At 67.1% G+C, this 26,295-nt stretch carries 25 protein-coding genes and 1 tRNA gene; 16 read left to right on the plus strand and 10 right to left on the minus strand.

Annotated features, from left to right (window positions below; translation table 11 throughout):
* The first annotated feature begins 15 nt into the window (after positions 1 to 15).
* Positions 16 to 879: a RadC family protein gene (radC, locus tag GGR43_RS01050; RefSeq protein ID WP_188070084.1), complete on the plus strand. Its 864-nt coding sequence runs from the start codon at positions 16 to 18 to the stop codon at positions 877 to 879.
* A 153-nt stretch (positions 880 to 1,032) separates the two neighbouring features.
* Here radC and GGR43_RS01055 read toward each other — a convergent pair whose 3' ends face one another.
* Positions 1,033 to 1,482 carry an EF-hand domain-containing protein gene (locus GGR43_RS01055; protein WP_188070085.1) on the minus strand — a complete coding sequence of 150 codons (450 nt, stop codon included), beginning with the start codon at positions 1,480 to 1,482 and terminating at the stop codon, positions 1,033 to 1,035.
* A 282-nt stretch (positions 1,483 to 1,764) separates the two neighbouring features.
* Between GGR43_RS01055 and purB the strand changes: the two genes are divergently transcribed.
* The 5 genes from purB (at position 1,765) to pyrF (ending at position 6,921) form a co-directional block, all read left to right on the plus strand.
* Positions 1,765 to 3,078 (plus strand): adenylosuccinate lyase, encoded by a 1,314-nt coding sequence (gene purB / locus GGR43_RS01060; RefSeq protein ID WP_188070086.1) that lies wholly within the window; start codon positions 1,765 to 1,767, stop codon positions 3,076 to 3,078.
* 168 nt (positions 3,079 to 3,246) lie between these two features.
* Positions 3,247 to 5,127: a methyl-accepting chemotaxis protein gene (locus GGR43_RS01065; protein ID WP_284278522.1), complete on the plus strand. Its 1,881-nt coding sequence runs from the start codon at positions 3,247 to 3,249 to the stop codon at positions 5,125 to 5,127.
* 216 nt (positions 5,128 to 5,343) lie between these two features.
* Positions 5,344 to 5,694: an energy transducer TonB gene (locus GGR43_RS01070; RefSeq protein ID WP_188070088.1), complete on the plus strand. Its 351-nt coding sequence runs from the start codon at positions 5,344 to 5,346 to the stop codon at positions 5,692 to 5,694.
* Between the two features lie 190 nt (positions 5,695 to 5,884).
* Positions 5,885 to 6,250 (plus strand): lipopolysaccharide assembly protein LapA domain-containing protein, encoded by a 366-nt coding sequence (locus GGR43_RS01075; RefSeq protein ID WP_188070089.1) that lies wholly within the window; start codon positions 5,885 to 5,887, stop codon positions 6,248 to 6,250.
* Entirely contained in the window at positions 6,247 to 6,921 is a 675-nt protein-coding gene (gene pyrF / locus GGR43_RS01080) for an orotidine-5'-phosphate decarboxylase (RefSeq protein WP_188070090.1), read from the plus strand. Before GGR43_RS01075 ends, pyrF begins: the two co-directional genes overlap by 4 nt.
* Positions 6,922 to 7,250: 329 nt before the next feature.
* Here pyrF and GGR43_RS01085 read toward each other — a convergent pair whose 3' ends face one another.
* The gene (locus GGR43_RS01085) at positions 7,251 to 9,878 is read right to left on the minus strand and encodes an EAL domain-containing protein (RefSeq protein ID WP_188070091.1); all 2,628 of its coding nucleotides are present in this window, start codon (positions 9,876 to 9,878) and stop codon (positions 7,251 to 7,253) included.
* Positions 9,879 to 10,208: 330 nt separating this feature from the next.
* Here GGR43_RS01085 and GGR43_RS01090 point away from each other — a divergent pair, with 330 nt between their 5' ends.
* From GGR43_RS01090 to GGR43_RS01100, 3 genes are all read left to right on the plus strand, one after another.
* The gene (locus tag GGR43_RS01090) at positions 10,209 to 10,604 is read left to right on the plus strand and encodes a hypothetical protein (protein ID WP_188070092.1); all 396 of its coding nucleotides are present in this window, start codon (positions 10,209 to 10,211) and stop codon (positions 10,602 to 10,604) included.
* A 77-nt stretch (positions 10,605 to 10,681) separates the two neighbouring features.
* Complete coding sequence (locus tag GGR43_RS01095) at positions 10,682 to 11,857, plus strand: GNAT family N-acetyltransferase (protein WP_188070093.1); 1,176 nt, start codon at positions 10,682 to 10,684, stop codon at positions 11,855 to 11,857.
* Complete coding sequence (locus GGR43_RS01100; protein ID WP_188070094.1) at positions 11,854 to 12,729, plus strand: cupin-like domain-containing protein; 876 nt, start codon at positions 11,854 to 11,856, stop codon at positions 12,727 to 12,729. The genes GGR43_RS01095 and GGR43_RS01100 overlap by 4 nt, the downstream gene beginning before the upstream one ends.
* 4 nt (positions 12,730 to 12,733) lie before the next feature.
* Here the strand turns inward: GGR43_RS01100 and GGR43_RS01105 are convergent, their stop codons facing one another.
* The gene (locus tag GGR43_RS01105; protein ID WP_188070095.1) at positions 12,734 to 13,810 is read right to left on the minus strand and encodes a GNAT family N-acetyltransferase; all 1,077 of its coding nucleotides are present in this window, start codon (positions 13,808 to 13,810) and stop codon (positions 12,734 to 12,736) included.
* A 254-nt stretch (positions 13,811 to 14,064) separates the two neighbouring features.
* On the opposite strand from GGR43_RS01105, the gene ung reads away from it, so the two are divergent.
* A complete protein-coding gene (ung, locus tag GGR43_RS01110; protein ID WP_188070096.1) occupies positions 14,065 to 14,796 on the plus strand; it encodes a uracil-DNA glycosylase in 732 nt (243 codons plus the stop codon).
* A 3-nt stretch (positions 14,797 to 14,799) separates the two neighbouring features.
* Here ung and GGR43_RS01115 read toward each other — a convergent pair whose 3' ends face one another.
* Positions 14,800 to 15,021, minus strand: a complete 222-nt coding sequence (locus tag GGR43_RS01115) for a hypothetical protein (RefSeq protein WP_188070097.1) — start codon at positions 15,019 to 15,021, stop codon at positions 14,800 to 14,802.
* A gap of 10 nt (positions 15,022 to 15,031) precedes the next feature.
* Positions 15,032 to 16,147 carry an alanine dehydrogenase gene (gene ald / locus GGR43_RS01120; protein WP_188070098.1) on the minus strand — a complete coding sequence of 372 codons (1,116 nt, stop codon included), beginning with the start codon at positions 16,145 to 16,147 and terminating at the stop codon, positions 15,032 to 15,034.
* Positions 16,148 to 16,285: 138 nt separating this feature from the next.
* On the opposite strand from ald, the gene GGR43_RS01125 reads away from it, so the two are divergent.
* Positions 16,286 to 16,462: a hypothetical protein gene (locus tag GGR43_RS01125; protein WP_188070099.1), complete on the plus strand. Its 177-nt coding sequence runs from the start codon at positions 16,286 to 16,288 to the stop codon at positions 16,460 to 16,462.
* A gap of 88 nt (positions 16,463 to 16,550) precedes the next feature.
* On the plus strand, positions 16,551 to 17,507 hold the full coding sequence (gene htpX / locus GGR43_RS01130) for a zinc metalloprotease HtpX (protein WP_188070100.1): 957 nt from the start codon (positions 16,551 to 16,553) through the stop codon (positions 17,505 to 17,507).
* A gap of 41 nt (positions 17,508 to 17,548) precedes the next feature.
* On the opposite strand, the gene GGR43_RS01135 is transcribed toward htpX, so the two are convergent.
* Together GGR43_RS01135 and GGR43_RS01140 are read right to left on the minus strand one after the other, a co-directional pair.
* Positions 17,549 to 17,622 (minus strand) — tRNA-Cys (locus tag GGR43_RS01135).
* Positions 17,623 to 17,725: 103 nt separating this feature from the next.
* Positions 17,726 to 19,060 carry a methyltransferase family protein gene (locus GGR43_RS01140; RefSeq protein WP_188070101.1) on the minus strand — a complete coding sequence of 445 codons (1,335 nt, stop codon included), beginning with the start codon at positions 19,058 to 19,060 and terminating at the stop codon, positions 17,726 to 17,728.
* Between the two features lie 114 nt (positions 19,061 to 19,174).
* On the opposite strand from GGR43_RS01140, the gene GGR43_RS01145 reads away from it, so the two are divergent.
* Positions 19,175 to 19,351 (plus strand): hypothetical protein, encoded by a 177-nt coding sequence (locus GGR43_RS01145; protein ID WP_188070366.1) that lies wholly within the window; start codon positions 19,175 to 19,177, stop codon positions 19,349 to 19,351.
* A gap of 372 nt (positions 19,352 to 19,723) precedes the next feature.
* On the opposite strand, the gene GGR43_RS01150 is transcribed toward GGR43_RS01145, so the two are convergent.
* A complete protein-coding gene (locus tag GGR43_RS01150; protein ID WP_188070102.1) occupies positions 19,724 to 20,941 on the minus strand; it encodes an argininosuccinate synthase in 1,218 nt (405 codons plus the stop codon).
* A gap of 92 nt (positions 20,942 to 21,033) precedes the next feature.
* Positions 21,034 to 21,669, minus strand: a complete 636-nt coding sequence (locus GGR43_RS01155; protein ID WP_188070103.1) for a TetR/AcrR family transcriptional regulator — start codon at positions 21,667 to 21,669, stop codon at positions 21,034 to 21,036.
* Between the two features lie 163 nt (positions 21,670 to 21,832).
* On the opposite strand from GGR43_RS01155, the gene GGR43_RS01160 reads away from it, so the two are divergent.
* On the plus strand, positions 21,833 to 22,432 hold the full coding sequence (locus tag GGR43_RS01160; RefSeq protein ID WP_188070104.1) for an EF-hand domain-containing protein: 600 nt from the start codon (positions 21,833 to 21,835) through the stop codon (positions 22,430 to 22,432).
* 209 nt (positions 22,433 to 22,641) lie between these two features.
* Here the strand turns inward: GGR43_RS01160 and GGR43_RS01165 are convergent, their stop codons facing one another.
* Positions 22,642 to 23,898 (minus strand): SAM-dependent methyltransferase, encoded by a 1,257-nt coding sequence (locus tag GGR43_RS01165; RefSeq protein ID WP_188070105.1) that lies wholly within the window; start codon positions 23,896 to 23,898, stop codon positions 22,642 to 22,644.
* 185 nt (positions 23,899 to 24,083) lie between these two features.
* Here GGR43_RS01165 and murI point away from each other — a divergent pair, with 185 nt between their 5' ends.
* Together murI and hemA are read left to right on the plus strand one after the other, a co-directional pair.
* A complete protein-coding gene (murI, locus tag GGR43_RS01170) occupies positions 24,084 to 24,896 on the plus strand; it encodes a glutamate racemase (RefSeq protein WP_188070106.1) in 813 nt (270 codons plus the stop codon).
* 128 nt (positions 24,897 to 25,024) lie between these two features.
* On the plus strand, positions 25,025 to 26,245 hold the full coding sequence (hemA, locus tag GGR43_RS01175; protein ID WP_188070107.1) for a 5-aminolevulinate synthase: 1,221 nt from the start codon (positions 25,025 to 25,027) through the stop codon (positions 26,243 to 26,245).
* Positions 26,246 to 26,295: the final 50 nt, after the last annotated feature.

Here is a 26,295-nt window from a genome sequence, read left to right on the forward strand (position 1 = left end):
CTAGCGCTATACGGCATGGCGAAGGGGCGATCCGACGAGCGGCAGGCCGGCAGGCAAGGATATGGGGCGGAGCAGGCCGATCCGGCGCTTTGCCGGCTGGGGGAAGCCGCCTTCTGGCCCGCGCGCGCGACGGAGCTGTTCCCCGAAGAAGCCGCGCAGGAGAAGGACGGAAGCGCCCCGTCCTCGGCCGTTCCCGCCAAGGCGCCGGCCCATCATGGCGCGGGGCATCGCGCGCGGCTGCGCCAGCGGCTCGCGACCGGCGGGGCGGAGGCGCTGCTGGATCATGAGCTGATCGAATATCTGCTGGCGCTCGCCATTCCGCGGCGTGACACCAAGCCGCTCGCCAAGGCGCTGATCGCGCATTTCGGCGGCATCGGCGGTGTGCTGACCGCCGACTGGGAAGCCTTGTCGCGCTTTCCCGGCATGGGCGACACCAGCGTGTCGGCGCTCAAGATCGTGCAGGCCGCCGCGCTGCGCCTGCTGCGCGCGCCGGTGGAGCAGCAGCCGATCCTGTCGAGCTGGCAGGCGCTGCTCGACTATCTGCGCGCCGACATGGCGTGGCTGAAGATAGAGCGGGTGCGGGTGCTGCACCTCAACGCCCGCAACATGCTGATCCGCGACGATCATATGGCGGACGGGTCGATCGACCAGGCGGCCATCTATGCGCGCGAGGTGATCCGCCGGGCGATCGACCTCGGCTCCTCGGCGGTCATTCTCGTCCACAACCATCCCAGCGGATCGCCGCAGCCCAGCAGGCAGGACATCGACATCACCCGCCACATCATAGAGGCGGGCAAGCCGCTGGGCATCGCGGTGCACGACCATATCATCATCGGCTCGGAAGGCTTTTCCAGCATGCGGGCGATGGGGCTGTTCTGATCCCGTTCCTCCCCTTTGGGGGAAAGGGACCATGCGAGGCATGGCCGGAAACCGCCAACAAAAATGGGGCGGCGCTGTCTGCGCCACCCCATTTCCGGAAAAGGCATCCCCCGACGAAATGGATGCCTTTCCTGCGGGGAACCCGTCCGGGCGTCAGCCGCCCAGATAGGTGGTGAGTTCGGCCTTCGACACGGTGCCGTCCTTATTGGCGTCGGCCGTCTGGAAGGCGGCGGACACCCAGGCGTTCAGCTCGGCTTCCGACAGGCTCTTGCCGGTGGCCTGCATTTCCTGCTGCTTCAAGGCGAGCAGCCATTTGGAAAATTCGGCCTGATCGAGCTGGCCCGATTTGTCGGCGTCATAGACCGGATATTCGCTCTCTATTATGGTTGCGACCTGAGAGGCTTGGTTGGCCGGGGTGGATTGAGCGGGTTGGGCAGGCGTGGGTTGGGCGGGTGTCTGCTGGGTCGCGGCACCGGCCGCGCCGGCGCCGACCGCCGGATTCTGGGCCGGGTCCTGAGGCTGCGCCTGCTGGGCCGCCGCCGACATGCTCAGCGCCGGAACGGCGAGGGCAAGGGCGGCACCGGAAATCATCAAACGAAACATCGCTAACTCCAATCAAAATTCATCTTCGATCCCCTTCACAACCAAGCTGATGAGCAAGGGTTGCAGGCGCAACCCCTCACATCGCCGCGCCGCTCCCATGGTCGACGCCATGGGGTCGGCCCGTCCCGCACCTGTGCATAATTCGGGACGATTCCCGCCGCCCCGATCGCCCTTGCGCGCGCCGCCGCCGGCGCCGCATGCCGATCAACCGCCATTGCGGTGCGCGAATCATATTGCTAGGCGGCGCGCTGATCCCCTTTCCTCCAGCAGAAGAGTCGCGCCATGGTCCCTCGTTATGCCCGCCCCGAAATGACCGCCATCTGGGAACCGGAGAACCGTTTCCGCATCTGGTTCGAGATCGAGGCGCACGCGACCGACGCGCTCGCCGAGCTGGGCGTGGTGCCCGCGTCCGCCGCCAAGGCGCTGTGGGACTGGTGGGCGACGAAGCCCGCGATCGACGTCGCCGCGATCGACGCGATCGAGGCCGTCACCAAGCATGACGTGATCGCCTTCCTCACCTGGGTCGCCGAGCAGGTGGGCGAGGAAGCGCGCTTCATGCATCAGGGCATGACCAGTTCCGACGTGCTCGACACCTGCCTTGCCGTCCAGCTCAGCCAGGCCGCCGACATCCTGCTCGCCGATCTCGACAAGCTGCTCGAAGCGATCAGGCGCCGCGCGTTCGAGCACAGGATGACGCCGACCATCGGCCGCAGCCACGGCATCCACGCCGAGCCCGTCACCTTCGGCCTCAAGATGGCCGAAGCCTATGCCGAGTTCGACCGCTGCAAGCAGCGCCTGATCGCCGCCCGCGCCGATATCGCCACCTGCGCCATTTCCGGCGCGGTCGGAACCTTCGCCAATATCGACCCGCGCGTCGAGGAGCATGTCGCGGCAAAGCTCGGCCTCTCGGTCGAGCCGGTGTCCACGCAGGTCATCCCGCGCGACCGCCACGCGATGTTCTTCGCGACGCTGGGCGTGATCGCCAGCTCGATCGAGCGCCTCGCCGTCGAGGTCCGCCATCTCCAGCGCACCGAGGTGCTGGAGGCGGAGGAATATTTCTCGCCCGGCCAGAAGGGCAGCTCGGCTATGCCGCACAAGCGCAACCCGGTGCTGACCGAGAACCTCACCGGCCTCGCCCGCATGGTGCGCAGCGCCGCCGTCCCGGCGATGGAGAATGTCGCGCTGTGGCATGAGCGCGATATCTCGCACAGCTCGGTCGAGCGCTTCATCGGCCCGGACGCGACCATCACCCTCGATTTCGCGCTCGGCCGCCTGACCGGCGTGATCGACAAGCTGCTCGTCTATCCGGAGCGGATGATGAAGAATCTCGACAAGATGGGCGGCCTCGTCCACTCGCAGCGGGTGCTGCTCGCGCTGACGCAGGCTGGCGTATCGCGCGAGGACAGCTATCGCATGGTCCAGCGCAACGCGATGAAGGTATGGGAATCGGACGGCCAGCTTTCGCTCAAGGAGCTGCTGAAGGCCGACGCCGACGTCGCCGCCGCGCTTTCCGCGCAGGAAATCGAGGACAAGTTCAACCTCGATTATCACTACAAGCATGTCGACACCATTTTCGCGCGGGTATTCGGCGCCTGATCGAAAGGGCGGGGGAGGACGGAAAACCGCCGCCTCCCCCCGCCGCCCGCAGCCCCGCCCGCGACATTTCGTCACCATCCGGTTCGGGTTGTCCGGCTGGTTACCATTTTTCAAGCCTCTGCATTTATTGCCCTTTCCCATAACAGAACCATGTAAAGGGAATCGGCCGTGCCCAGAGGATTGACAATTACTGCCAAGATGGCGGCAGCGTTCATCATGCTGCTGGCGCTTCTCGCCGCGATCGGACTGTTCGCCATCATGAAGATCGGCGAGGTCAACCAGCTTTCCAGCATCATGCGCACCCGCACCCTGCCGGCGACCCAGCTGGTGGGCGATCTCCACGCCTATACCTCGCAATACCGGATCCAGCAGAGCGGCCACATCACCGCCCAGACGCCGGAGGCCAAGGACAAGGCGGAAAAGATGCTGCGCAACGCCGACAAGGCGATTCAGGGGATGATGCACGATTATGAACCGCTGCTCGCCACCAGGGAGCAGAAGGCGCTGTTCGCCGACCTGAAGAAGAACTGGGCGGAATACAGCCAGCTTACCGACCGGATGGTCGCGCTGTCGAACGCCGGCGACCCGGCCGCCAACGACATGTTCGACGGCGAGGCGCTGGACATGTTCTACACCGTCGAGGACGACCTGCTCCAGCTCATCGACCTCAGCAGCAAGAACGGCGCGGCGATCAGCGCGCAGAGCGAGAAGATCTACGACGAATCGCGCATGATGGTGATCGGCGCGGTGATTTTCGGCCTGATCGCGGCGCTGGGCCTCGCGGCGATGCTGATGCACACCATCGCCAAGCCGGTCAAGCTGATGGCCGCCGCCGTCGCCCGCCTCGTCGACGGGGACCTGTCGGTCGAGGTGCCGGGGCTGAAGCGCAAGGACGAGCTGGGCAGCCTCGCCCGCGCGCTGGACAGCTTCAAGGCGCTGTTCGCCGCCGACAAGGAACGCGCCGAGGCCGAGGCGGAGCGCGCGCGCGAAACGCAGCTCACCATCACCGCGATCGGCGACGGGCTGTCGGCGCTGGCCAATGGCCGGCTGACCCACCGGGTCGACGAGAACGCGACCGGCCCGCTCGCCAAGTTGCACAACGACTATAACGACGCCGTGTCGCGCCTGCGCGACGCGATGGCCGAGATCGTCGAGGGCTGCAACATCATCCGCATGGGCACCACCGAGATCGCGCAGGCGTCCTCCGACCTTTCGCTCCGCACCGAGCATCAGGCCGAAGCGCTTGCCCACACCTCCAAGACGCTGGGCGAGTTCACCGATTCGGTGAAGGTCGCGGCGGACAATGCCCGCCAGACCAGCAGCCGTCTGGCCGTCGCCCGCTCCTCGGCGGAAAAGGTCGACGAAACCGCCAAGCAGGCGATCGTCGCGATGCGCAATATCGAGGCGTCGTCCAAGGAGATGAACGAGATCATCTCGACCATCGACGGCCTCGCCTTCCAGACCAACCTGCTGGCACTGAATGCAGGCGTGGAGGCCGCGCGCGCCGGGGAATCGGGCGCCGGTTTCGCGGTGGTCGCGAGCGAGGTGCGCCATCTGGCCCAGCGCTCGGCCGAAGCGGCCAACTCGATCCGCCAGCTGGTCGCCACCTCCGGCGCGCAAATCTCGCACGGCGTGTCGCTGGTCGAGAACAGCGGCGAGGCGCTGCGCCAGATCGTGACGGAAGTGACCGAGGTTTCGGACCTGATGGACCAGATCGCATCGGCCGCCGCGCGTCAGGCCGCCGGCCTCAGCGAGATTTCGGAAACGGTGACGTCGATGGACACGACCACGCAGCAGAACGCCGCGATGGTCGAGGAAAGCACCGCCAGCTCGCGCAACCTCAACAGCGAGATGGAGCGGCTGGTCGACCAGCTTTCCTTCTTCGAGCTGGGCATGCAGCCCGCCTCGTCCCATGGTCCGTCGCTGGTGGCGGGCCTCTCCGACGACGATGCCGCCGCGCCGCCGACCCGCACCGCGCCCCGCCGCGCACTGCCGGTCAGCCAGGGCAATCTGGCCGTCGATATGGAGGACGACTGGGCGGAATTCTGACGCCCCGCCCTTGCTCCCGAACATGGCTCACATGCGGCCCGGCATCCTGCGCGATGCCGGGCCGTCCCGTTTCAAGTCAAACTGCAAGTATCTGAAAATAAAAGAGTAAATCGAAATATACCATATTGATAAACTCCACTTTATCGGACCTTCGTCTAGGAAGGGGATGCAAAACAAAACCGTGCTGGGAACGAAGGAAAAGGAAGGAAAATTATAATGTTCACGAAGTTTTCGGGGAAAGCTCTGGCCGCTGCCGCAACCGTTGCCCTTACCGTCACTCCCGCCTTTGCTCAGTCGGCCGGATGGCAGCAGGCCGTCGCCCGCGCGATCGCGGCGAAGCAGACCTATCCGCGCGCGGCCCAGATGCGCGGCGACGAAGGCACCGCCAAGGTGAAGGTGTATGTGAGCGCGTCGGGTTCGGTCGAGAAGACCGAGATGGTCGCCCCGTCCGGCTCGTCGGTGCTGGATCGCGAGGCGCTGAGCCTGCCCGCCAAGGTCGGCAACCTGCCCGCCCCTCCGGGTGGCGCGACCGCGATCGTCCTGCCGCTGACCTGGAAGCTGATGTAAGCCTTCCCGTCCCCTGAACCGGGATCTTTCGGCCCGGCCCGCCCCGACCGTCCGCCCTGCGGACGCAGGGACAGGGCCGGGCCTTTCTGGTTCCGGGGCGGCCTCTCCCGCAGCCCGCGGGCTGCAACACCTCTCTGGCACGACGGAAAAAAATTGCCTAAGCTGGGTGCCTCGGCCATGAGGGCAAGCTATGAACTTCCTGAAAACCGCATTCTGGGTCATCATCGCCGTTGCGCTGGCGCTGTTCGCCAAGGCGAACTGGGCGATCGCGCCGAGCTATTCCGGCTATGTGCCGGTCAAGCTCTGGGGCGACATCATCCTCGAAACGCGCCTGCCGGTGCTGATCGTCGCCGCATTCCTGCTGGGCCTGTTGCCGACCTGGCTCTGGGGCCGCGCCTGCCGCTGGCGCCTGCAACGCAAGCTTTCCAGCGCGGAGCGGGCGCTTGCCAGCACGGCGGCGGCCTCCCCGTCCGCCGCTCCGGCCCCCGGCGCCGAAGCGCCCGACCAGCCGGCCGAACCGGACCTCTCCCTGCCCGCAAAGCCGACCGTCCCATGAGCAGCCCCGTCTATATCGCCATCGACACGCCCGACCTCGACCGCGCGCAGCAGCTCGCGGGAGAGGTGCGGCATCATGTGGGCGGCCTCAAGCTGGGGCTGGAATTCTTCTGCGCCAACGGCCATCACGGCGTGCTGGAAATGGCGAAGTTCGGCCTGCCCATCTTCCTCGACCTGAAGCTGCACGACATTCCCAACACCGTCGCCAAGGCGATCCAGTCGCTGCATGTGCTCGAACCGGCGATCCTCACCGTGCACGCGGCGGGCGGCCGCGCGATGCTGGAGGAAGCGAAGGCGGCGGCGGGCAGCGGAACCAGGGTGGTGGCCGTCACCGTGCTCACCAGCCTCGATGCGGGCGACCTTCGGGACATCGGCGTTTCCCGCGAGGCAACGGCGCAGGTCGAGCATCTGACCGATCTGGCGCGCGAGGCCGGGCTGGACGGCATCGTCTGCTCCGGCGCGGAGGTCGGCATCGCGAAGAAGCGCTGGCCGGGCGGCTATTTCGTCGTCCCCGGCGTGCGCCCGGCGGGCGGCAGGCTGGGCGACCAGAAGCGCACCGTGACGCCCCGCCAGGCGATGGACGCGGGCGCGTCGGTCATCGTCGTCGGGCGCCCGATCACCCAGGCGCCGAACCCCGATCAGGCCGCCCGCGCGATCGAAGCCACGCTCTGATTTGCCGGCAAGGGGCGGTTTGAAGGCCAGCAGTCCCCTTCCCACATCCGTCACCCCAGCGCAGGCTGGGATCTTGGGCCGCGTTGCGCAACCCCTCCTGAGATGCCAGCCTGCGCTGGCATGGCGCGGAAAAGCAAAGGTTTAGAGCGGCCTCCACCCCTCGTTCGCCCTGACCCGGTAATCGAAGGTCAACGGCTGTACTCTTTTTCTGCGTTGAAGAAAGAAGAAGGACAGGGCTTCGACAAGCTCAGCCCGAACGCTTCTCTTATTTCAGCTCAGGCGTAATCTGCCATCGAGCGCCAGTTCGCATAAGCGGGCCCTCAAGCCCCTCAGCTCGCCAGACGAAGCGGCGGCGCGGTCTGCAATGCGCGCAGGTCGATGGGCTGGACGAACTGGATGCCCATGCGGTCGTCCACCGCCCAGCGCGTCACCGCGTCGACGACGATGCCCACCGCCAGTTCCAGCCGGAAAGTGGTGCCGACGGGCACGTTCCACAGCCCCTCGACCATCGCGCCGCCATGCGAGATGTTACGCACCCGCGCGACATAATGCTGGCCCTGATGGAGCAGCGTCACCGACCGCAGCATCGACTGGCGGCGGGAGCGGCTGGACTGGAAGCCCGCCGCCGTGGCCCGGCCGCCCTCGGTCGCGAAGCGGCGCTCCACTTCCTCGGCGCTCTCGCCCACGCCATAGATGAAGCCCTGCACCTGCGAACAGCCGAGCGTCCGCACCAGCGCCAGTTCGTCATGGGTTTCGACGCCCTCTGCGGTCGTGTCCATGCCCAGCGCCTCGGCCAGGCTGACGATCGAGGTGATGATCGCCGCGTTCCGGCTGCCCTGCAAGGCTGCGCCCTGCACGAAGCTGCGGTCGATCTTGATCTTGTCGAACGGCGCCTTGCGCAGATAGCCGAGCGAGGAATAGCCGGTGCCGAAATCGTCGAGCGCGAGGCGCACGCCCAGCCCCTTCAATTGCGCGAACATCTGGTCGGTCGCCTCGCCCTCGTGGATGAAGGCGCTCTCGGTAAGCTCCAGCTCCAGCCGTTCGGGCGCGAGGCCCGATGCGGCCAGCGCGTTCATCACGATGCCGGGCAGCGCGGGATTGGCGAATTGCAGCGGAGAGACGTTGACGGCGACGCGGACGTCCTCCGGCCAGCGGGCGGCGGCGTGGCAGGCGGTGCGCATCACCCATTCGCCCAGCGCGCCGATCAGGCCCGCATCCTCGGCGATCGGCACGAACAGCGCGGGGGAGATCGGTCCGCGCGCCGGATGCTCCCAGCGCAGCAGCGTCTCGAAACCGGAAATCCGTTCCGTCCGCGAATTCACAACCGGCTGGAACACCAGATGCAGCCCCCCATGGGACAGCGCATGCCGCAGGTCTTCCTCCAGCTGGCGGCGATCCTCGGCATCGGCCAGCATGTCGGCGGAATAGAAGCGGTGCACGCCCCGGCCGTCGCCCTTCGCGGCGTAGAGCGCGAGATCGGCGTTGCGCACCAATGTCTCGCTGGTGATGCCGTCGAGAGGGCAGATGGCGATGCCGACCGATGCGCCGATCACCACCTGTGTCCCTTCGATCTGGTAGGGCTGCGACAGCGAGGCGATGATCGCGTCGGCCAGCACGCCCAGCGTGCCGCGATCGACGAGGCCGGGCAGCACCACCTTGAATTCGTCGCCGCCCAGGCGGCCGACCATGCCCCGGTCGCCCACCACCCGCTTCAGCCGCTGGCTGACCTCGCGCAGCAGCGCGTCGCCCGCCGGATGGCCCATGGTGTCGTTGACGTTCTTGAACCGGTCGAGGTCGATCAGGAACAGCGCGCAATCGCCGGGGCGGCCATTGGGCTGCATCACGCTCTTGTCGAGCATGCGCTGCATCTGCATGCGGTTGGCGAGGCCGGTCAGCGAATCGAACTGCGCCAGCCGCTCGACCTCCGCCTGGCTGCGCTTCATTTCGGTAAGGTCAGCGCCGCTGCCGCGAAAGCCGTGGAACTGGCCATATTCATTGAGGATGGGGCAGCCCGATATCGCCCACCAGCGCTCGTCGCCGACCAGCGCGACGCGCACCGGCACATCGGTGAAGCAGCTGCGCGCCGTCAGGTAGAAGCCCAGCGCCCGCCCGGTTTCCTCCTCGCCCCGGTCGCCCATCACGACCAGATCGGTGAGCTGCCGCCCGATCAGATCGTCCGCCGACATGCCCAGCGAGCGGGCCAGCGGCTCGGAAATATAGGTGATGGCGCCATGGCGGTCGGTTTCCCAGAACCAGCCCCGGCCGGCCTGCTCATATTCCGTCAGCAGATGCCCGGCGCGGCGGCTGCGTTCCTCGACCTTCTGCGTCGCCAGCAGGCGGCGGCCGTCCCAGCGCGCCTGCGCCAGCGTGGAGACCGCGAGGGTGCCGAGCATCAGCACCACCAGCAGCATCGGCCCCACCCCGCCATCGTGCGAGAGGCTGACGCCGACGCCGAGGCAATAGGTCAGCCCCAGCAGCCGCTGATGCCCGAAAATCGCCATCGCCAGCAGCGCCAGCGTCAATTGCGCCGCGACCGTCGAAACCGACCCGTCGAGCAGCGCCTTGTCCAGCATGCCGTACCACAGGCCCATGGAAAGGCCCGAAACCAGCACCAGCGCCATCATCACGCGCATCTGGCGATAGGGCTGCAAGCGGCGCATATAGCGCCGCTGCGGCATCACCCAGATGGCGAGGTCGGCGATGGCCGTCACCGCCAGCAGCGGCAGGTCGAACAGCACATAATTGGCGACCAGCACGGGCAGGTTGACCGTCACCACCATCAGGCAGATCTTGGCGAGCAGGAACAGCGGCCAGAACAGCGACACCATGCGCACGGATTCGGCGACCCAGCCCACCGACAGGTCGCTGTCCGATCCCGACAGCCCCAATATGCCCGCCAGCGAGGGCGGCGGCGCCTTATAGCTTCTCTGGATGGATCGTGGACCTGATTGCGACATAATCCCGCCATGCCGCAAACTAGTTACTCCTCGCTTAATAAATGGCGATTATAGGCTTTGGAAACGGTTCCGGGCAGGCGGCGGCTTTTGGCTGGACGCTGCCATAAGAGAGCCGTTCGGGCTGAGCTTGGCGAAGCCCTGTCCTTTTCTCGATGGAAGCCGAGAAGAAAGAACAGCCGTTGGGCTTCGCCCGCCCTCCGATCCCATCGCACCCTGCCGGCGCGCATCCGGGCGCAGGAGCGACTCGGCTCGTCCCGCCTCCGGTTGCCTGGCGCGGCGAAGCGCCATATTCGCGCCGGAAGAACCGGATCGTCACGAAAGGATCATCATATGCGCGCGCGCCTCTTCGCCGGAATGGCCCTCGCCCTCTCGATCGCGGGCACCCCCGCCGCCCATGCCGAAGGACTGGGCGCAGAGGCCAATTACGTCCGGGCGGACGGGCATTGGGGAACGGAGCTCGGCGCGGGCTATGCGCTCGACCTCGGCGCGTTCAGCCTGACGCCGGGCGGCGGCGTTTATCTGCGCGACGGCGACACGAAGCTTTACGGCCGGATCGAGGCGGGCTTCACCCTGCCCGCGTCCGCCACCATCGGCGCGGGCGTGCGCTTCAGCGGCCATGCGACGCGCCCCTATGCCAGCATCGCCTTTCCGCTGCTGCCGAAACTGGCCATGAAGGCCAATGCCGGGCCCCATTATTACGGCGTAGGCCTTCGGCTGGGATATTAACGGGGGATAGCCGCGCACCGCCCGCCGATGGCCGTCGCTGCAAGCAATTTCTAAGATTTGCGGTATAAGCGGGGCGCATGAACAGGGCGCTCTCCACTTCCGATCGGGCCATTTCCGATCAGGCCATATCGGACGATGCGGCCAGCGGGCCGGGCCGGGCTGTTCCGGCGGAATGGCTGGCGCTCGCCGATGCCGCGAGCGAGAGCAATCCCTTCTATCATCCCGCGCTGCTCACCCCCGCCCTCGATCATCTCGACCCCGGCGGGCAGGTGCGGGTGATCGAGGCGCGCGCGGACGGGCGGCTGATCGGCCTGCTGCCGGTCGTGCCGCAGGCGCGCCATTCCCGCTATCCGGTGCGCAATGTCGGCAACTGGGCGCATGACCATTGCTTCTACGGCGCGCCGTTGCTGCGCGCGAGCAAGGAGCGGGAGGCATGGGCGCTGCTGCTGGCGCAGCTCGACGGCGCGGCATGGGCGGGGCATTTCCTGCATCTGGAGCGGCTCGACCCGGACGGCCCGGCGGCGGTGGCGCTGCATGCCTGCTGCGCGGAGCAGCGCAGGCCGATCAAGCGCATCGGCCTGTATGAGCGCGCGCTGCTGCGGTCGGACCTCAGCGCCCGGCGCTATTGGGAAGCCCATGTTCGCGCGAAGAAGCGCAAGGAAATCCGCCGCCTCGTCAACCGGCTTGAGGAATGCGGCACGGTGACGCACCGGCGGCTGGACGACCCGGCGGAAGCCACGCGCTGGGGCGTGGATTTCCTCGCGCTGGAGGCGGCGGGCTGGAAGGGGCGGACCGGCACGGCGATCGGCAATCATGACGGCACCCGCCGCTGGTTCGCCGCGATGCTGACCGGCGCCGCGCGGGCGGGCATGCTCGACATGCTGCGCATCGATGTCGACGGCGCGCCGATCGCGATGCTCATCAACTTCCGGCACGGGCGCGGCGCCTACAGCTACAAGATCGCCTTCGACGAAAGCCATGCCCGCTATTCGCCGGGCATATTGATAGAGCTGGACAATCTCCACGCGGTGCTGGGCGACGGCGAGACGCCGCGGCCGGTCGACTGGATGGACAGCTGCGCCGCGCCCGATCACCCGATGATCGACAGCCTGTGGGCGGAGCGGCGGCGCATCGGCCAGTTCCGCGTCGCGCTGGGCGGACAGGGTCCATCCGGCCTCGCCCGCCGCGCCGCCTTCGCGGCGATCAGCCTTGCCGAAAACGCCCTCCATTCCCTCAGGAAAGAGAAGATATGAGCCTGCACCAGCCCACCTCCCCCGCCGGGAAAGAAGCGGTCGCCTTCGATCGGGAAGCCCGCGCGCTGTTCGCCGCCGCCTATCCCGACCAGCCGCAGCACCTGACCCACAGGCTTGCCGGCCACCCGCTGCTCTCGCTCGCCGCCCTTGCCGATCTGGCCGAGCGCATGCCCGCCGACAGCGTCGAATATAATCGCGGCGACCTGCCGCTCGGCATCCGCCCGGAGGACACGCCCGCCAACGGCCTGACGCTCGGCGAAACCATCCGCACCATAGAGAGCAACGGCAGCTGGGCGGTGCTCAAGCATGTGGAACGCGACCCGGCCTATGCCGCGCTGCTGCACGACGCGCTGGAGGATCTGCGCCCGATCGTCGAGGCGTCCACCGGGCCGATGCTGCACCGGGAGGCGTTCATCTTCCTCTCTTCCCCCGGCAGCGTCACGCCGTTCCACATCGACCCGGAGCATAATATCCTGCTCCAGATCATGGGCGAGAAGGTGATGAACGTGTTCCCGACCCATGACGAGGAACTGGTGCCGCCGGAGCAGAGCGAAGCCTTTTCGCAGGGCGGGCACCGCAACCTGCGCTGGGACGACAGCTTCCTGCCGCGCGTCACGCCCATCCGCCTCACCCCCGGCGATGCGGTGCTGATGCCGGTCAAGGCGCCCCATTTCGTGCAGAATGGCGACGGCGTTTCGATCAGCTTCTCGATCACCTGGCGGTCGCGCCGCAGCGTGGCGGAAAGCGAGCTGCACAGCCTCAACCACAAGCTGCGCGCGCGCGGCCTGCCGCGGGTGAAGGTCGGCGCCCGGCCAGAGCGCCAGTGGATAGGGCGCGGGCTGTTCCGGGTGGTGGAGCGGCTGGGGTTGTAGCCCCTTATTTCTTCAGCAGGCGGCGGGCGAGCGCCTCCAGTTCGAGGCGCGGGTCGAAGCGTTCCAGCACCAGCCAATGGAGCTGCTCCGCGCCGGTCGCGAGGCTCTGCTTGTAGCGGTCGCCGCCCGCGAGGAAGGAATAGAGCGCCTGCCCCCGCTCCGCATGATGGACGATCGCGGCGGCGTGGCACATCAGGCCGGGCTTGGATTTCGGCCCGCGCGGCGCGGTGAAGGCGGATTGATAGTTCATCACCCGCCCGCCGCGCAGGAAGTTGAGCAGATAGCCCAGCGCCTCCCCACCCGCGCCGATGCGCAGCAGCTCGACCGACCCGTCCTCCAGCCCCGCCAGCGCGATACGGCGCGCGAAACCGCGGAAAAAGGCGGCTTCCCACGCATTGTCGGCATGGCGACCGGCATTGAGCCGCGCCATCTCATCGAGCCAGAGGACGACGGTTTCGCCGTCCCCGGCCTGTTCCGGCACGGGCGGGGCGGCCTCTTCCTTGAGCGAGCGGCGAATCTGCCCGCGCGTGTTGGAACTGAGCAGCGAGAGATAGTCGCCACCCGCCGCGCGGACCGCCGCCAGATCGGCGAAATAGGCGGGTGAGCGGTCCTCCACCCTTTTGCGCCTGATGCCGGGGACGGCGTCGAACGCCGCCTCATCCTCGACGCCGGAGAGGTGGAGCGCCGACCAGCCCTTTTCCGCCGCCATCGCCGCGCCGAAGGCCCGCCGCGCCTCCGCCTCCCGCCCGGCCGCGCAGAGCAGGTCGTTATATTCGACATAGGGCCGGTCGCCCTCCGCCACGCCGGTTTCGTTCAGCCATAAAGCGGGCACCGCGCCGAAGCTGCGCCGCGCGCGGCCCCGGCCGATCAGCGCGAGCGCTACGTCGCGCCCGCCCTCGTCGCGCAGGGCGAACAGCGCGGGCAGCGGGATCGACGCCGCCCGGCACGCGGCGAGCCAGCTTCCCATCCATGTCCAGCCGAGAAAGAAAGACGTCCCCCGCGCCCGCGCCTCCAGCGCCCGCCAGCGCGGTTCGAGGGCGGCGGGGTCGTCGATCGGCGTGAGGCTGGCGGCAAGGGACATGCGGCCTTGTGCCGCGCGACGGCGGCGCGGGTCAAGAGCCTGTCCCGGATCGTATTTGGGGTTTTCCTTTATTCTCCCCTCCCCTGCCGGGGAGGGGATCGAGGGGTGGGGTCGCGCCCCACGAAATGACTATGGATTTCAAGGCGAAACCCCACCCCACCCCTCCCCTGAAAGGGAGGGGCTAATGGCAGACGCCCCACCCGATCAACCAAGGACTTTGCATATCCGCCCGATTGCCCTTAAAAACCGCATCCATGACCGACAGCGCCGCAGCCCCCCTCTCTACCGCCGAACGCCCCCGCCCGAAGCTCGACCCGAGTTGGGCCGATCCGCTGCGGCCGATGTTCGCCTCGCAGACCATGGCGGCGCTGCGCGAATTCCTGCTGACGGAAAAATCCGCAGGCAAGAGGATCTTCCCCAGGGGCAGCGAGTATTTCCGCGCGCTCGACCTCACCCCGCTCGACAAGGTGCGGGTGGTGATATTGGGGCAGGATCCCTATCATGGCGCAGGGCAGGCGCATGGCCTATGCTTTTCGGTGCAGCGCGGCGTGCGGCCGCCGCCCAGTCTCGTCAACATCTACAAGGAATTGAAGGCCGATCTCGGCATCGACCCGCCCCGCCACGGCAACCTCACCCATTGGGCCGAGCAGGGCGTGCTGCTGCTCAACAGCGTGCTGACGGTGGAAATGGGCAAGGCCGCCTCGCATCAGGGGCGCGGCTGGGAGAAGTTCACCGACGCGGTGATCGAGCTGGTGGCGCGACAGGAACGGCCGATCGTGTTCATCCTCTGGGGCGCCTATGCGCAGCGCAAGGCCGCTTTCGTCAAGGACGTGTCGCAGGGGGGCCGCCACCTCGTCATCCGTTCCGCTCACCCCTCGCCGCTGTCGGCGCATAACGGCTTTCTCGGCAGCCGACCGTTCAGCCGCGCCAACGCCTTTCTGGAAGAGCACGGGCAGGCGCCGATCGACTGGCGCGTGCCCGACTGAGCCTCAGCGGCGGCGTTCCGAGCGCCGCCGGGCCGCGAAGCCATGGCCGGCGCGAACGGCCAAACCGATGAGGCCCGCGACAAGGACGATCCCGGCGCAGGCCGCCAGCAGCCTGCCGCCGTCGCCCTCCTGATCGGGCAGCAACAGGAACGCACCCGCCAGCAACGGCAGGGCGACGACCGCCGCAACAATGCAGCCCCATTTTCCGCCCGCGTTCAGGCCCATATCCCGCCGCTTACCACAGCGCCTCCTCGGCCGGGGTGCAGGGCAGGCCCAGCGCCCTGGCGACGGCGGGATAGGTGATCTTGCCATCCCAGACATTGAGGCCGTCGAGCAGATGCGGATCGGTGCGCATCGCTTCCTTCCAGCCCAGATTGGCGATGCGCAGCGCATGGGGCAGCGTCACATTGTTGAGCGCATAGGTGCTGGTCCGCGCCACCGCGCCCGGCATGTTGGCGACGCAATAATGGACGATGCCGTCGACGAGGAAGGTCGGGTCCGCATGCGTCGTCGGCCGCGACGTCTCGAAGCAGCCGCCCTGATCGATCGCGACGTCGACCAGCACCGCGCCGCGCCTCATCGTGCCGAGCATCGCGCGGCTGACCAGCCGGGGCGCCGCCGCGCCGGGGATCAGCACCGCGCCGATCACCAGATCCGCCTCCGCCACGCTTTCGGCAAGATTGGCCTGATTGGAGAAGCGCGTCTTCGCCCGCGCCTCGAAATGCAGCGCCAGCCGCTCCAGCGCTTCGGGGCTGCGGTCGAGGATGGTCACGTCCGCGCCCAGCCCGGCGGCCATCTGCGCGGCGTTGAAGCCGACCACCCCGCCGCCGAGGATCGCGACCTTCGCGGGTGATACGCCGGGCACCCCGCCCAGCAGCACGCCCCGCCCGCCATGTTCCTTCTGCAACGCGGTCGCGCCCGCCTGTATCGCCATGCGCCCGGCGACCTGGCTCATCGGGCGGAGCAGCGGCAGGCCGCCCGCCGCATCCGTCACCGTCTCATAGGCGATGCACACCGCGCCCGACGCCATCAGGTCGCGCGCCTGATCCGGATCGGGCGCCAGATGCAGATAGGCGTAGAGGATCTGCCCTTCCCGCAGCATCGCGCGCTCTTCCGGATCGGGCTCCTTGACCTTGACGATCATATCGGCACGGGCGAACACCTCCTCCGCCGTGACGACGACCTGCGCACCGACCGCCCCATAGGCGCGATCGTCGGCGCCGATCCCCTCGCCCGCGCCGCTCTCGACCAGCACCTCATGCCCGGCCAGCACCAGTTCCCGCGCGCTTTCGGGGGTCAGGCCGACACGATATTCGTGGGTTTTCCTTTCCCTGACGGTGCCGATGATCATGCCGGGCCTTCCTTTTCCTGTTCTTGTCACAACGTCCCGTCGGCCGCCGGGTTCACATCGCCGCATCTCTTGATCTGAGTCAATGCGCGGGCGCAAGCGGCGCGTCATCCTTCCGGTTTTCAGGATCAGGAGGGAGAGATGTCCTACAGAATCCGGTTCGAGGGATGCGGCACCACCAGCGTCTGCGCGCAATCGCGCACGCAGGCGCTGACGCTGGCGAAGGGCCTGATGCAGCGCGGCCGCACCAATGTCGTGATACAGGGGCCGGACGGCTCGACACTGGCCCCGCCGGAGCCGGAGACGGCCCGGCCCTGATCGTCACGGCCCCGGCCCGCGCACCCCGGCGTTGCGCGACGGCCCGACCGTTCCTACATTCGCCCTTGACAGCAAGGGAGATCAGGTAGTGAACGGAATGAAGACGGCCATGCTGCTGGCGGCGCTGACGGCGCTGTTCATGGCGCTTGGTTATATGTTCGGCGGCAGCGGCGGCGCGATGATCGCGCTGGTGATCGCGGCGGGCATGAATCTTTTCACTTACTGGAACGCCGACAAGATCGTCCTTTCCATGCACAATGCGAAGGAAGTGGACGCCCACTCGGCCCCGGATTTCTATAATCTCGTCGCCGAGCTCGCGCGCCGGGCCGATCTGCCCATGCCGAAGGTCTATATCGTCGAGGACCTGAACCCTAACGCCTTCGCCACCGGGCGCAATCCGGAAAATGCCGCCGTCGCGGCGACCACCGGCCTGCTCTCGATGCTCTCGCGAGAGGAGGTGGCGGGCGTGATGGCGCATGAGTTGGGCCATGTACGCAATCGCGACACGCTCATCATGACGATGGTGGCGACCATCGCCGGGGCGATTGCGATGATCGCCAATTTCGGCCTGTTCTTCCGCGGCAATGGCGAGAACGGCCCCAGCCCGGTTGCCGGCCTGCTGGCGGTGCTGGTCGCGCCGTTCGCGGCGATGATCGTGCAGATGGCGATCAGCCGCACGCGCGAATATGGCGCGGACCGGGCGGGCGCGGAAATCTCCGGCTCGCCGCGCGCGCTCGCCTCGGCGCTGGCGCGGATCGCCGACCCGGCGCGGCGCATCCCGAGCCAGGGCGCGATGCACAATCCGGCGGCGGCGCAGCTCTATATCGTGCCGACAGGGGTGTCGGACCTGTTTTCCACCCACCCCGCGACGGAAAAGCGCATCGCCGCGCTGATGGCGATGGAGGAAGGGAACGGGGCGCCCGCGCCTGCGTCCGCCGCGTCCGCCTTCGTTGCGCCAGCAGCGCGCCCGGCGGCGGTCTCCGTGCCGCGCAGCGGCGGCGCGCGGCGTCCCTCGGCGCTCAACCCGAATCGCGCGGATCGCTGAAGCGGCGACCGGGCAGGCATCGGCGGGAAATAAGGGAAATCTGGAGGCCCGAGCCGGAATCGAACCGGCGTATACGGATTTGCAGTCCGCTGCGTCACCACTCCGCCATCGGGCCTCGGTCGCGCTATAATGCGTGGGTCTGGCGCTGCTAGCGTGAAAAGCGGGGTAGTGCAACGCGAAAAGCGCATGGCGGGGAGATTGCCTCCCCACGCCTTACTTCAGCCCCGTTCGGGATGCGCCGCCGGCGATCCCCGCCCGCTCCACCGGGTGAGCGCCGCCAGCGCGCGCGTCACCACGCCGCGCCGCTCCATCCAGGCATGATAGGCGCGATAGTCCGGGTCTTCGGACAGATGCTGCTCCTCGGTGCGGGCGCGCCAGTAATAGATGGCGCTGGTGATCCCCAGCAGCGTGCAGTTGCGCACCACATCGACCCAGTTGCCGGTGGTCGACAGGAACGGCATCACCGACAGCCACCAGAACAGATTCTTCGACAGATAGGCCGGGTGCCGCGTCCAGCGATAGGGGCCGTGGGTGATGATGCCGCGATGGGTCAGGTTGGAAAAGCGCAGGCCGAACGCCACCGTCGCCCAGGCGTAGACCGCCGTCAGCAACACCAGCAGCCCGCCCCATATCCACAGCATCGCCGCGTTCCCGGCGAACCACATGTCCCATTCCGCCGTGCCGCGATGATAGTCGAGCGGCCCGCCATTGCCCATCAGCACGAACGGCGGATAGCAGATCAGCGCCGCGATCCACCCGGCCATGTGCGGGTTGGCGCTGCGGATATGGGCGTCGAGCGGCTTGCAGGTCAGCATATAGCCGATGGTCGCGAACGACACGTCGATCATGAACAATATGGTGATGAGGAAATTGGCCAGCTCCACCGGCCCCGCCAGCGGATCGCCGGTGCGCCAGCCGATCACATTGGCGAAATTGGCGGGCGTGATCGACAGCATGAATGCCAGAAAGAACGCCTTCACCCCCCAGGCGCGCAGATGATCGCCGATCGCCCCTTCGGGCGGCTTGCCCGCCGCGCCGCCGATCACCCATTGGCCGAAGGCATAGGCGCCGTCGCGCGGCTCGATCAGATAGCGGTCGAGCCAGATCACATAGGGGATGGACGCCAGCAGCAGCGGCACCACCGCCCAGCCGAACAATTGCATCGCGTAGCTGTAGCCGCCGTCCCAATACCAGCGGGCGGTGCCGTAGAAGAGCGCGATGGCGCCCCATGTCGCCCACAGCCCCGCCAGCTTGACCACGGAGATGTCGAATCCCTCGCGCGCGGATCGCCTCGGCCCGGACCAGTCTATGCCGGTCGAGGGGCGGCGGTGCACCCGGTCGACCAGCAGCGACCAGAGCAGCATCGGCACGCCGCAGGCCACGACCGAGGCGAAGATGCCTGCATGCGGCCCGTCCATGCCGTATCGCCAGGCAAGGACGGTCCACAGCGCCAGCCCGGCCAGACCTGCCAGGCCCACGCCATGGCTGACGGCGGACCGGGGGCAGGGTTCGGCGCGGTCCGGGCGCGCGGAGGAGGAGGCATATGATTCCATTCCTCCGCCTTATAGCCATTTGGTAAGCATGTGATGAAGGCATTTGCTCGGAACGGACTGCGCGCCCCCGCATTATAGCATCATGGGCATGACAATCCTGAAAGGAGAGAGCGAATGGCCATGGCAGAAACCCCGCTTCCCCCGGTGGACCCGGATCCGCACCCGATGCACCGCTCCACCGACGAAACGAGGGCAGGCACCACCCCGCATATCGTGCGCTATGTGCTGGGCATCTCGCTGGCGCTGGCGCTGGTGGTGATGACCATCATCTATCTGTGGGGCATCACCTGAGCGGATGCGCCGCGCGGGAGGATAGGCGCGCCGGGGCTTGAGACGGCGGGTGCGCGGTTTTGACGGGAGGACGTTTTTCCCGGCGAGGGGTTTTTGCGTTTAGTGCGCCTGGGTTTCGCACAGCAGCATGACCTCCGTTCGCCCTAAGCCTGCCGACCCGAAGGGCGGGCGAAGCTAAGGGCCGTACTTCCTTCTTGCCTCTCAAAGAAAAGGGCAGGGCTTCGACAAGCTCAGCCCGAACGGTGGGAGAGTGTGCGCTCCCTATTTCCGCCCCACATTCCATAGCTATTCAGCAAGGAAGCCAATCATAAAAAAGGAGCGCCCAAACCGGACGCTCCCTCTTTTCCATCCCGCAAGACCAGCCAGACTGCCTCAGCGATCCCGCCGCCCCAGCAGGCGCAGGCGCAGCGCGTTCAGCTTGATGAAGCCCGCCGCGTCGCGCTGGTCGTAGGCGCCCGCATCGTCCTCGAAGGTCACGACCTTCTCGCTGTACAGCGAGTTGGGCGACTTGCGCCCCACCACATAGACGCCACCCTTGTAGAGCTTCAGCCGCACGGTGCCGGTCACCTTCTCCTGGCTGTGGTCGATCGCCGCCTGCAGCATCTCCCGCTCCGGCGAGAACCAGAAGCCGTTGTAGATCAGCTCCGCATAGCGCGGCATCAGCTCATCCTTGAGGTGCGCCGCGCCGCGATCCAGCGTGATCTGTTCTATGCCGCGATGGGCGAGATGATAGATGGTGCCGCCCGGCGTCTCGTACATGCCGCGCGACTTCATGCCGACGAAGCGGTTCTCGACCAGATCGAGCCGCCCGATGCCATGCTTGCGGCCATATTCGTTGAGCGTTTCGAGCAAGGTCGCGGGTGACATGCCGACACCATTGATCGCCACGCCGTCGCCGCGCTCGAAATCGATCGTGATATATTCGGGCGCGTCGGGCGCGTCCTCCGGATTCACCGTGCGCGAATAGACGAAATCCGGGGTTTCCTCCCACGGGTCCTCCAGCACCTTGCCCTCCGAAGAGGTGTGCAGCATGTTCGCGTCGGTCGAGAACGGCGCCTCGCCGCGCTTGTCGCGCGGGATCGGGATCTGATGCTGTTCGGCGAACTCGATCAGCCGGGTGCGGCTGGTCAGGTCCCATTCGCGCCACGGCGCGATCACCTTGATGTCGGGTTGCAGCGCATAATAGCCCAGTTCGAAGCGGACCTGGTCATTGCCCTTGCCGGTCGCGCCGTGCGAGACGGCATCGGCGCCGACCTGCTTCGCGATCTCGATCTGGCGCTTGGCGATCAGCGGGCGGGCGATCGATGTGCCGAGCAGGTACAGCCCCTCATATTGCGCATTGGCGCGCATCATCGGGAACACATAATCGCGCACGAATTCCTCGCGCAGGTCGTCGATGAAGATATGCTCCGGCTTCACGCCCATCAGCTCCGCCTTGTGGCGCGCTGGTTCCAGTTCCTCGCCCTGCCCCAGATCGGCGGTGAAGGTGACGACCTCGCAATTATAGGTCTGTTGCAGCCATTTCAGGATCACGCTGGTGTCAAGGCCGCCGGAATAGGCGAGAACAACGCGATTGATCTTCTCGGACATGGGCTAGGGACTCACAGGTTAGGAATGATGTCGAACTGGCGCGCGCCTAACAGCGATCCCGCAAAATCGCAACCGTTTCGCCGGTCGGCCGGTCAGGCGGAGGTGGCGTGCACCGCCAGCGCCCGTGCAGCCTGCTCCGCCAGCGGCACCAGCCGCTCCTCCGCCACGCCGTCGCGCGCCATCGCGGAGATGCCGACCAGCAGCAGCATCACATGATCGGTCAGGCTCACCACCTGTTCCGGCGCCTCGCGCGAGATGCCGCGATAGAGCGAGGCCGCGACCGTCAGCCGCGCCTTGCGGATATGCGCGACGACCAGCGCGTCGCTGCAATTGTTCGCCGCCTCCAGCAGCAGGCAGCCGCCCCAGGCGCCGCCCTCGCTTTCCCGCCATGCGAAGCGCCGCGCGGCATCGACGACGACGCGCTGCAAACCCTCGCGCAGCGACGGCGCCTCTTCGAAGGCGGCGCGGATGGCGGCGAGCCAGTCGGCCAGATAGGCGTCGGCGATCCGCTTGAAGAGCAGCGACTTGCTGCCGAACGCGGCGTAGAAGCTGGGCGGGTTGATGCCGATCGCGCGGTTGAGGTCGTTGAGCGTCACCCGGTCATAGCCGCGCGAGCGGAACAGGTCCTCCGCCCGCGCCACCGCCTGCCCGATGTCGAACTGGCGGGGTCGCCCGCGCAGGCGGGGCGACGGTTCGGAATGACCCGGAACGGCGGCGGTCAGGCTCATGGATATCGACTGACATATTTGGTTAACGCGCGCTATAGTTTTCTGAACGCGCGAATTTCGAATAGCCCCGTTTCCTGAACGGAACCCATCGCCTCCATTCAGCGTCGGTGCAGGGCGTCGCGGCTATTTGTCGAGTCGTCACGAACAATCGATGGAGCTACCGATGAAGAAATCCCTGTTGATCGCCGGAGCCGCGATCCTTGCGGTGGCCGCGCCGGCCATTGCCGCGTCCCAGGCAACGCCCCGTCCGGCCGCCCCTGCGGGCAAGGACATCACCCGCGCCGAGGCCGAAGCCAAGGTGAAGGAATATTTCGCGCTGTTCGACGCCAACAAGGACGGCGCCGTCACCAAGGAGGAAATCACCGCCCGGCGTGACGCCGCGCGCACCAAATGGCGGGCCGAGCGCTTCAATGCACTCGACAAGGACGGCAACGGCGCGATCAGCCGCGCCGAATTCGACGCCGCACATCAGGGTCGCGCCGGGCGCGCGGACGGCAAGCGGGGCGGCCCCGGCCATCACCGCATGGGCGGCGGGATGAAGGGCGGCGGCATGTCCATCGCCAAGGCCGACGCGAACAAGGACGGCCGGATCACGCTGGCCGAGGCGACCAGCGCGGCGCTTGCCCATTTCGACAAGATGGACGCCAACAAGGACGGCACCGTCACCGTGCAGGAACGCCGTGACGCGATGAAGCAGATGCGCGAGCAGTGGAAGCAGAACGGCCCGCACAAGGGCCATGCCGCGCCCGCCAATCCTTCCTGATCGCCCTTCGGGTCGCACCCATGGCATGAAGGACGCCGGCCTCGCCTTTCCTGGCGGGGCCGGTTTTTTGGGGATACGAACATTTCCTAAACCGTCACCCCGGCGCAGGCTGGGGTCCCAGGCCAGGTTGCGCGCCATATCCTGAGATGCCAGCCTGCGCTGGCATGACGCAAGAGGGATGGCGAGTGCCCCGAAGGTCCGCCCTCGCCTCACCCCAAGGCGCGCAGCCGTTCCTCCTCTTCCAGCATATAGTCGCGGGTGATCGGCAGGCTGTGGCGGTCGCGCGCATATTGCAGCTGGTAGACCAGCATGCCGCCATGCTCGAACGCCGCCGCCGCGCCCGCCAGATAGAGGCTCCACATGCGGAAGAAGCGCGCGTCGTACAGCGCCTCTATCTCCGCCCGCTTCTCCCTCACCCGTTCATACCAGGCGCGCGTGGTATAGCCGTAATGCAGGCGCAGCGCCTCCACGTCGGTGACCATCAGCCGGTTGGGCTCGCTGCCCTGCAATATCTCGCTCAGCGCCGGGATATAGCCGCCGGGGAAGATATATTTGCGCGTGAACGCATCGGTCATGCCCGCCCCGCCCATGCGCCCGATCGTGTGCAGCAGCATCACCCCGTCGGGCTTGAGCAGATTGTGGCAGCGGCGGAAGAATTCGCGATAATAGGGCACGCCGACATGCTCGAACATGCCGACCGAGACGATGCGGTCGAACTCCCCCTGCATGTCGCGATAGTCGATCAGCTCGAACTTCACATGGTCGGCGACGCCCGCTTCCTCCGCCCGCCGGCGCGCGACGGCGAGCTGCTCCTCCGACAGGGTGATGCCCACGACGTCGACCCCGCATTTCGCATGCAGGTAGAGCGCCATGCCGCCCCAGCCGCAGCCGATGTCCAGCACCTTCATGCCCGGCTTCAATGCCAGCTTGGCGGCGATATGCGCCTTCTTGTCGAGCTGCGCCCTGTCGAGGCCCGCGCTCAGATTTTCCGGCAGATCGTCCAGCTCTCCGGCCCAATAGGCGCAGCTATATTGCTTGTCCCGGTCGAGGAACAGGTCGTAGAGCGCGCCCGAAAGATCGTAATGATGGGCGACGTTCCGTTTCGACGCGGCGCGGAAATTCGCCTGCTTCGCCCGCCGCAGCGCCGCCTTCGCGGCCTTGCGCACCGGGCCGGTGCGCTCCAGGCTCTTGCCGCTTTCCCAGCGCGCATTGCCGCGCGCCAGCATGACGAGGCCCATGATGTCGTCATCGTCTATGCTCACGCGCCCGTCCATATAGGCTTCGGCAAAGCCCAGCCGGGGGTGCAGCACGATGTCGCGCCCCGCCTTCGGATCGTTGAGGCGCAGCGTCACGTCGGGAAAGCCGGGGGTGGCCGTGCCGAAGCGGCGGGACGTTCCGTTCACGTCCACGACGGTCAGCGTGCCCTTCCTTATCAGCCGCGACAGAAAATGATCGAGCAGTGCCATCGACGCGTAACTCCTTGATTCTCGACGCTGGCGGGCAGGGCAAGGCGCCCGCCGGAAACAGGGCGGATGCGCTCGGCCGATCCCCTTCGTCGCGGCGAAAGGTACAGGCGCGGCGCAAAACTGCAAGCCATCAGGCGAACGCCGCCCGCTTGACTTGCGCGGCGTCCCGTTTGACACAGGCGCGCATGACCGAACCGCAAGCCCCCGTCCTGTTCTTCGATTCCGGCGTGGGCGGCCTCTCGATCCTCGAACCCGCGCTGAAGCTGCTGCCGCGCATGCCGGTCGTCTATGCGGCGGACCGGGCGGGCTTTCCCTATGGCACGAAGAGCGAGGCGGAGATCACCGCGCGCGTGCCCGCGTTGCTCGGCCGGCTGGTGGAGCGCTATCGCCCGCGCATCGCGGTGATCGCGTGCAACACCGCCTCGACCATCGCGCTCGGCTCCGTGCGCGCGGCGCTCGACATTCCGGTGGTGGGCACCGTCCCGGCGATCAAGCCCGCCGCCATTTCCTCGCGCAGCCGCGTCATCGGCGTGCTCGGCACCGAGGCGACGGTGCGCCAGCCCTATGTCGATCGCCTCGCGGCCGAGCATGGCGCCGATTGCCTGGTGCTGCGCCACGGCAGCGCGGCGCTGGTCGCGCTGGCCGAGGCGAAGCTGCGCGGCGAGCCGCTCGACCCGGAAATCGCCCGCACCGCGCTGCGCGGCCTTGTCGAGCAGCCGGGCGGCGACCGGATGGACCGGGTGGTGCTGGCCTGCACCCATTTCCCGCTGGTGCAGGACGAACTGGAGGCCGCCGCGCGGGAGGTCGGCGCCGCGCCGCTGCTCTTCCTGCATGGCGGCGACGGGATCGCGCGGCGGATCGACTATCTGAACGGACCCTCCCCGTGGCCCGAAAAACCCGCGCCGGGCATCGCCGTCTTCACCCGGATGGATCCCGACATAGAGCCGCTGCGCCCCGAACTCGAACGCCGGGGCCTGCCGCAGATTGAGCTTCTGTAAACCTTCCTATGACATTTTGCCTCAGGCAAGGGGCCTAGTTGCGAGCCGTTATCGCTGGAAAAAAGCGGCGGTTCGCATTACATGGGCGGCTTGAGAGGCGGTTGCGGCAAGTGAGGCTTGGCGGCACAGTGAATTACAAACATGTTTTCAGCCAGGCCATCGAACGCCTGCACAGCGAAGGGCGCTATCGCGTCTTCATCGATATTTTGCGCAACAAGGGCGCCTTTCCGAACGCGCGCTGCTTTCACGGCCATAACGGGCCGAAGCCGATCACCGTCTGGTGCTCCAACGACTATCTCGCCATGGGCCAGCATCCCAAGGTGATCGCGGCGATGGAAGAGGCGCTGCACGATGTCGGCGCGGGTTCCGGCGGCACGCGCAATATCGGCGGCAACACCCATTATCATGTCGATCTGGAATGGGAGCTGGCGGACCTGCACGGCAAGGAATCCGCGCTGCTCTTCACCTCCGGCTATGTGTCGAACGAGGCGACGCTGTCCACCCTCGCCCGCCTGCTGCCCGGCTGCATCATCTTCTCCGACGAGCTGAACCATGCCAGCATGATCGCGGGCATCCGCAATTCGGGCTGCGAAAAGAAGGTGTTCCGCCACAACGACCTCGCCCATCTGCGCGAGCTACTGGCCGAGGCGGACCCGGACGCGCCCAAGCTGATCGCGTTCGAAAGCGTCTATTCGATGGACGGCGACGTCGCGCCGATCGCGGAGATCTGCGACCTTGCCGACGAATATAACGCGCTGACCTATTGCGACGAGGTGCATGCGGTCGGCATGTACGGCGCGCGCGGCGGCGGCATCACCGATCGCGACGCGGTGGCCGATCGCGTGACGATCATCGAAGGCACGCTGGGCAAGGCGTTCGGCGTGATGGGCGGCTATATCGCGGCCGACAAGATGATCGTCGACTGCATCCGCTCCTATGCGCCGGGCTTCATCTTCACCACCTCGCTGTCGCCGGTGCTGGTCGCGGGCGTGCTGGCGGCGGTGCGGCACCTCAAGCAATCGAGCGAGGAGCGCGACGCGCAGCAGGCCGCCGCCGCGACGCTCAAGCAGCTGATGCGCGAGGCCGGCCTGCCGGTGATGCCGTCGGTCACGCATATCGTGCCGCTGCTGGTGGGCGACCCCGCCAAGGCGAAGAAGATCAGCGACATATTGCTGGCCGAATATGGCGTCTATGTGCAGCCGATCAACTATCCCACCGTCCCGCGCGGCACCGAACGCCTGCGCTTCACCCCCGGCCCGGCGCACAATGAAGAGATGATGCGCGATCTGGTCGCGGCGCTGGTCGAGATCTGGGACCGGATGGAGATGGAGCTGCGGCAGGCGGCTTGAGGGCAGCGCGGCAGCGGCAGAAATCAGAACAGCCCGGCCCTGTGACCGGG

Source organism: Sphingobium jiangsuense, assembly GCF_014196495.1.
In the GTDB taxonomy this organism is placed as follows: domain Bacteria; phylum Pseudomonadota; class Alphaproteobacteria; order Sphingomonadales; family Sphingomonadaceae; genus Sphingobium; species Sphingobium jiangsuense.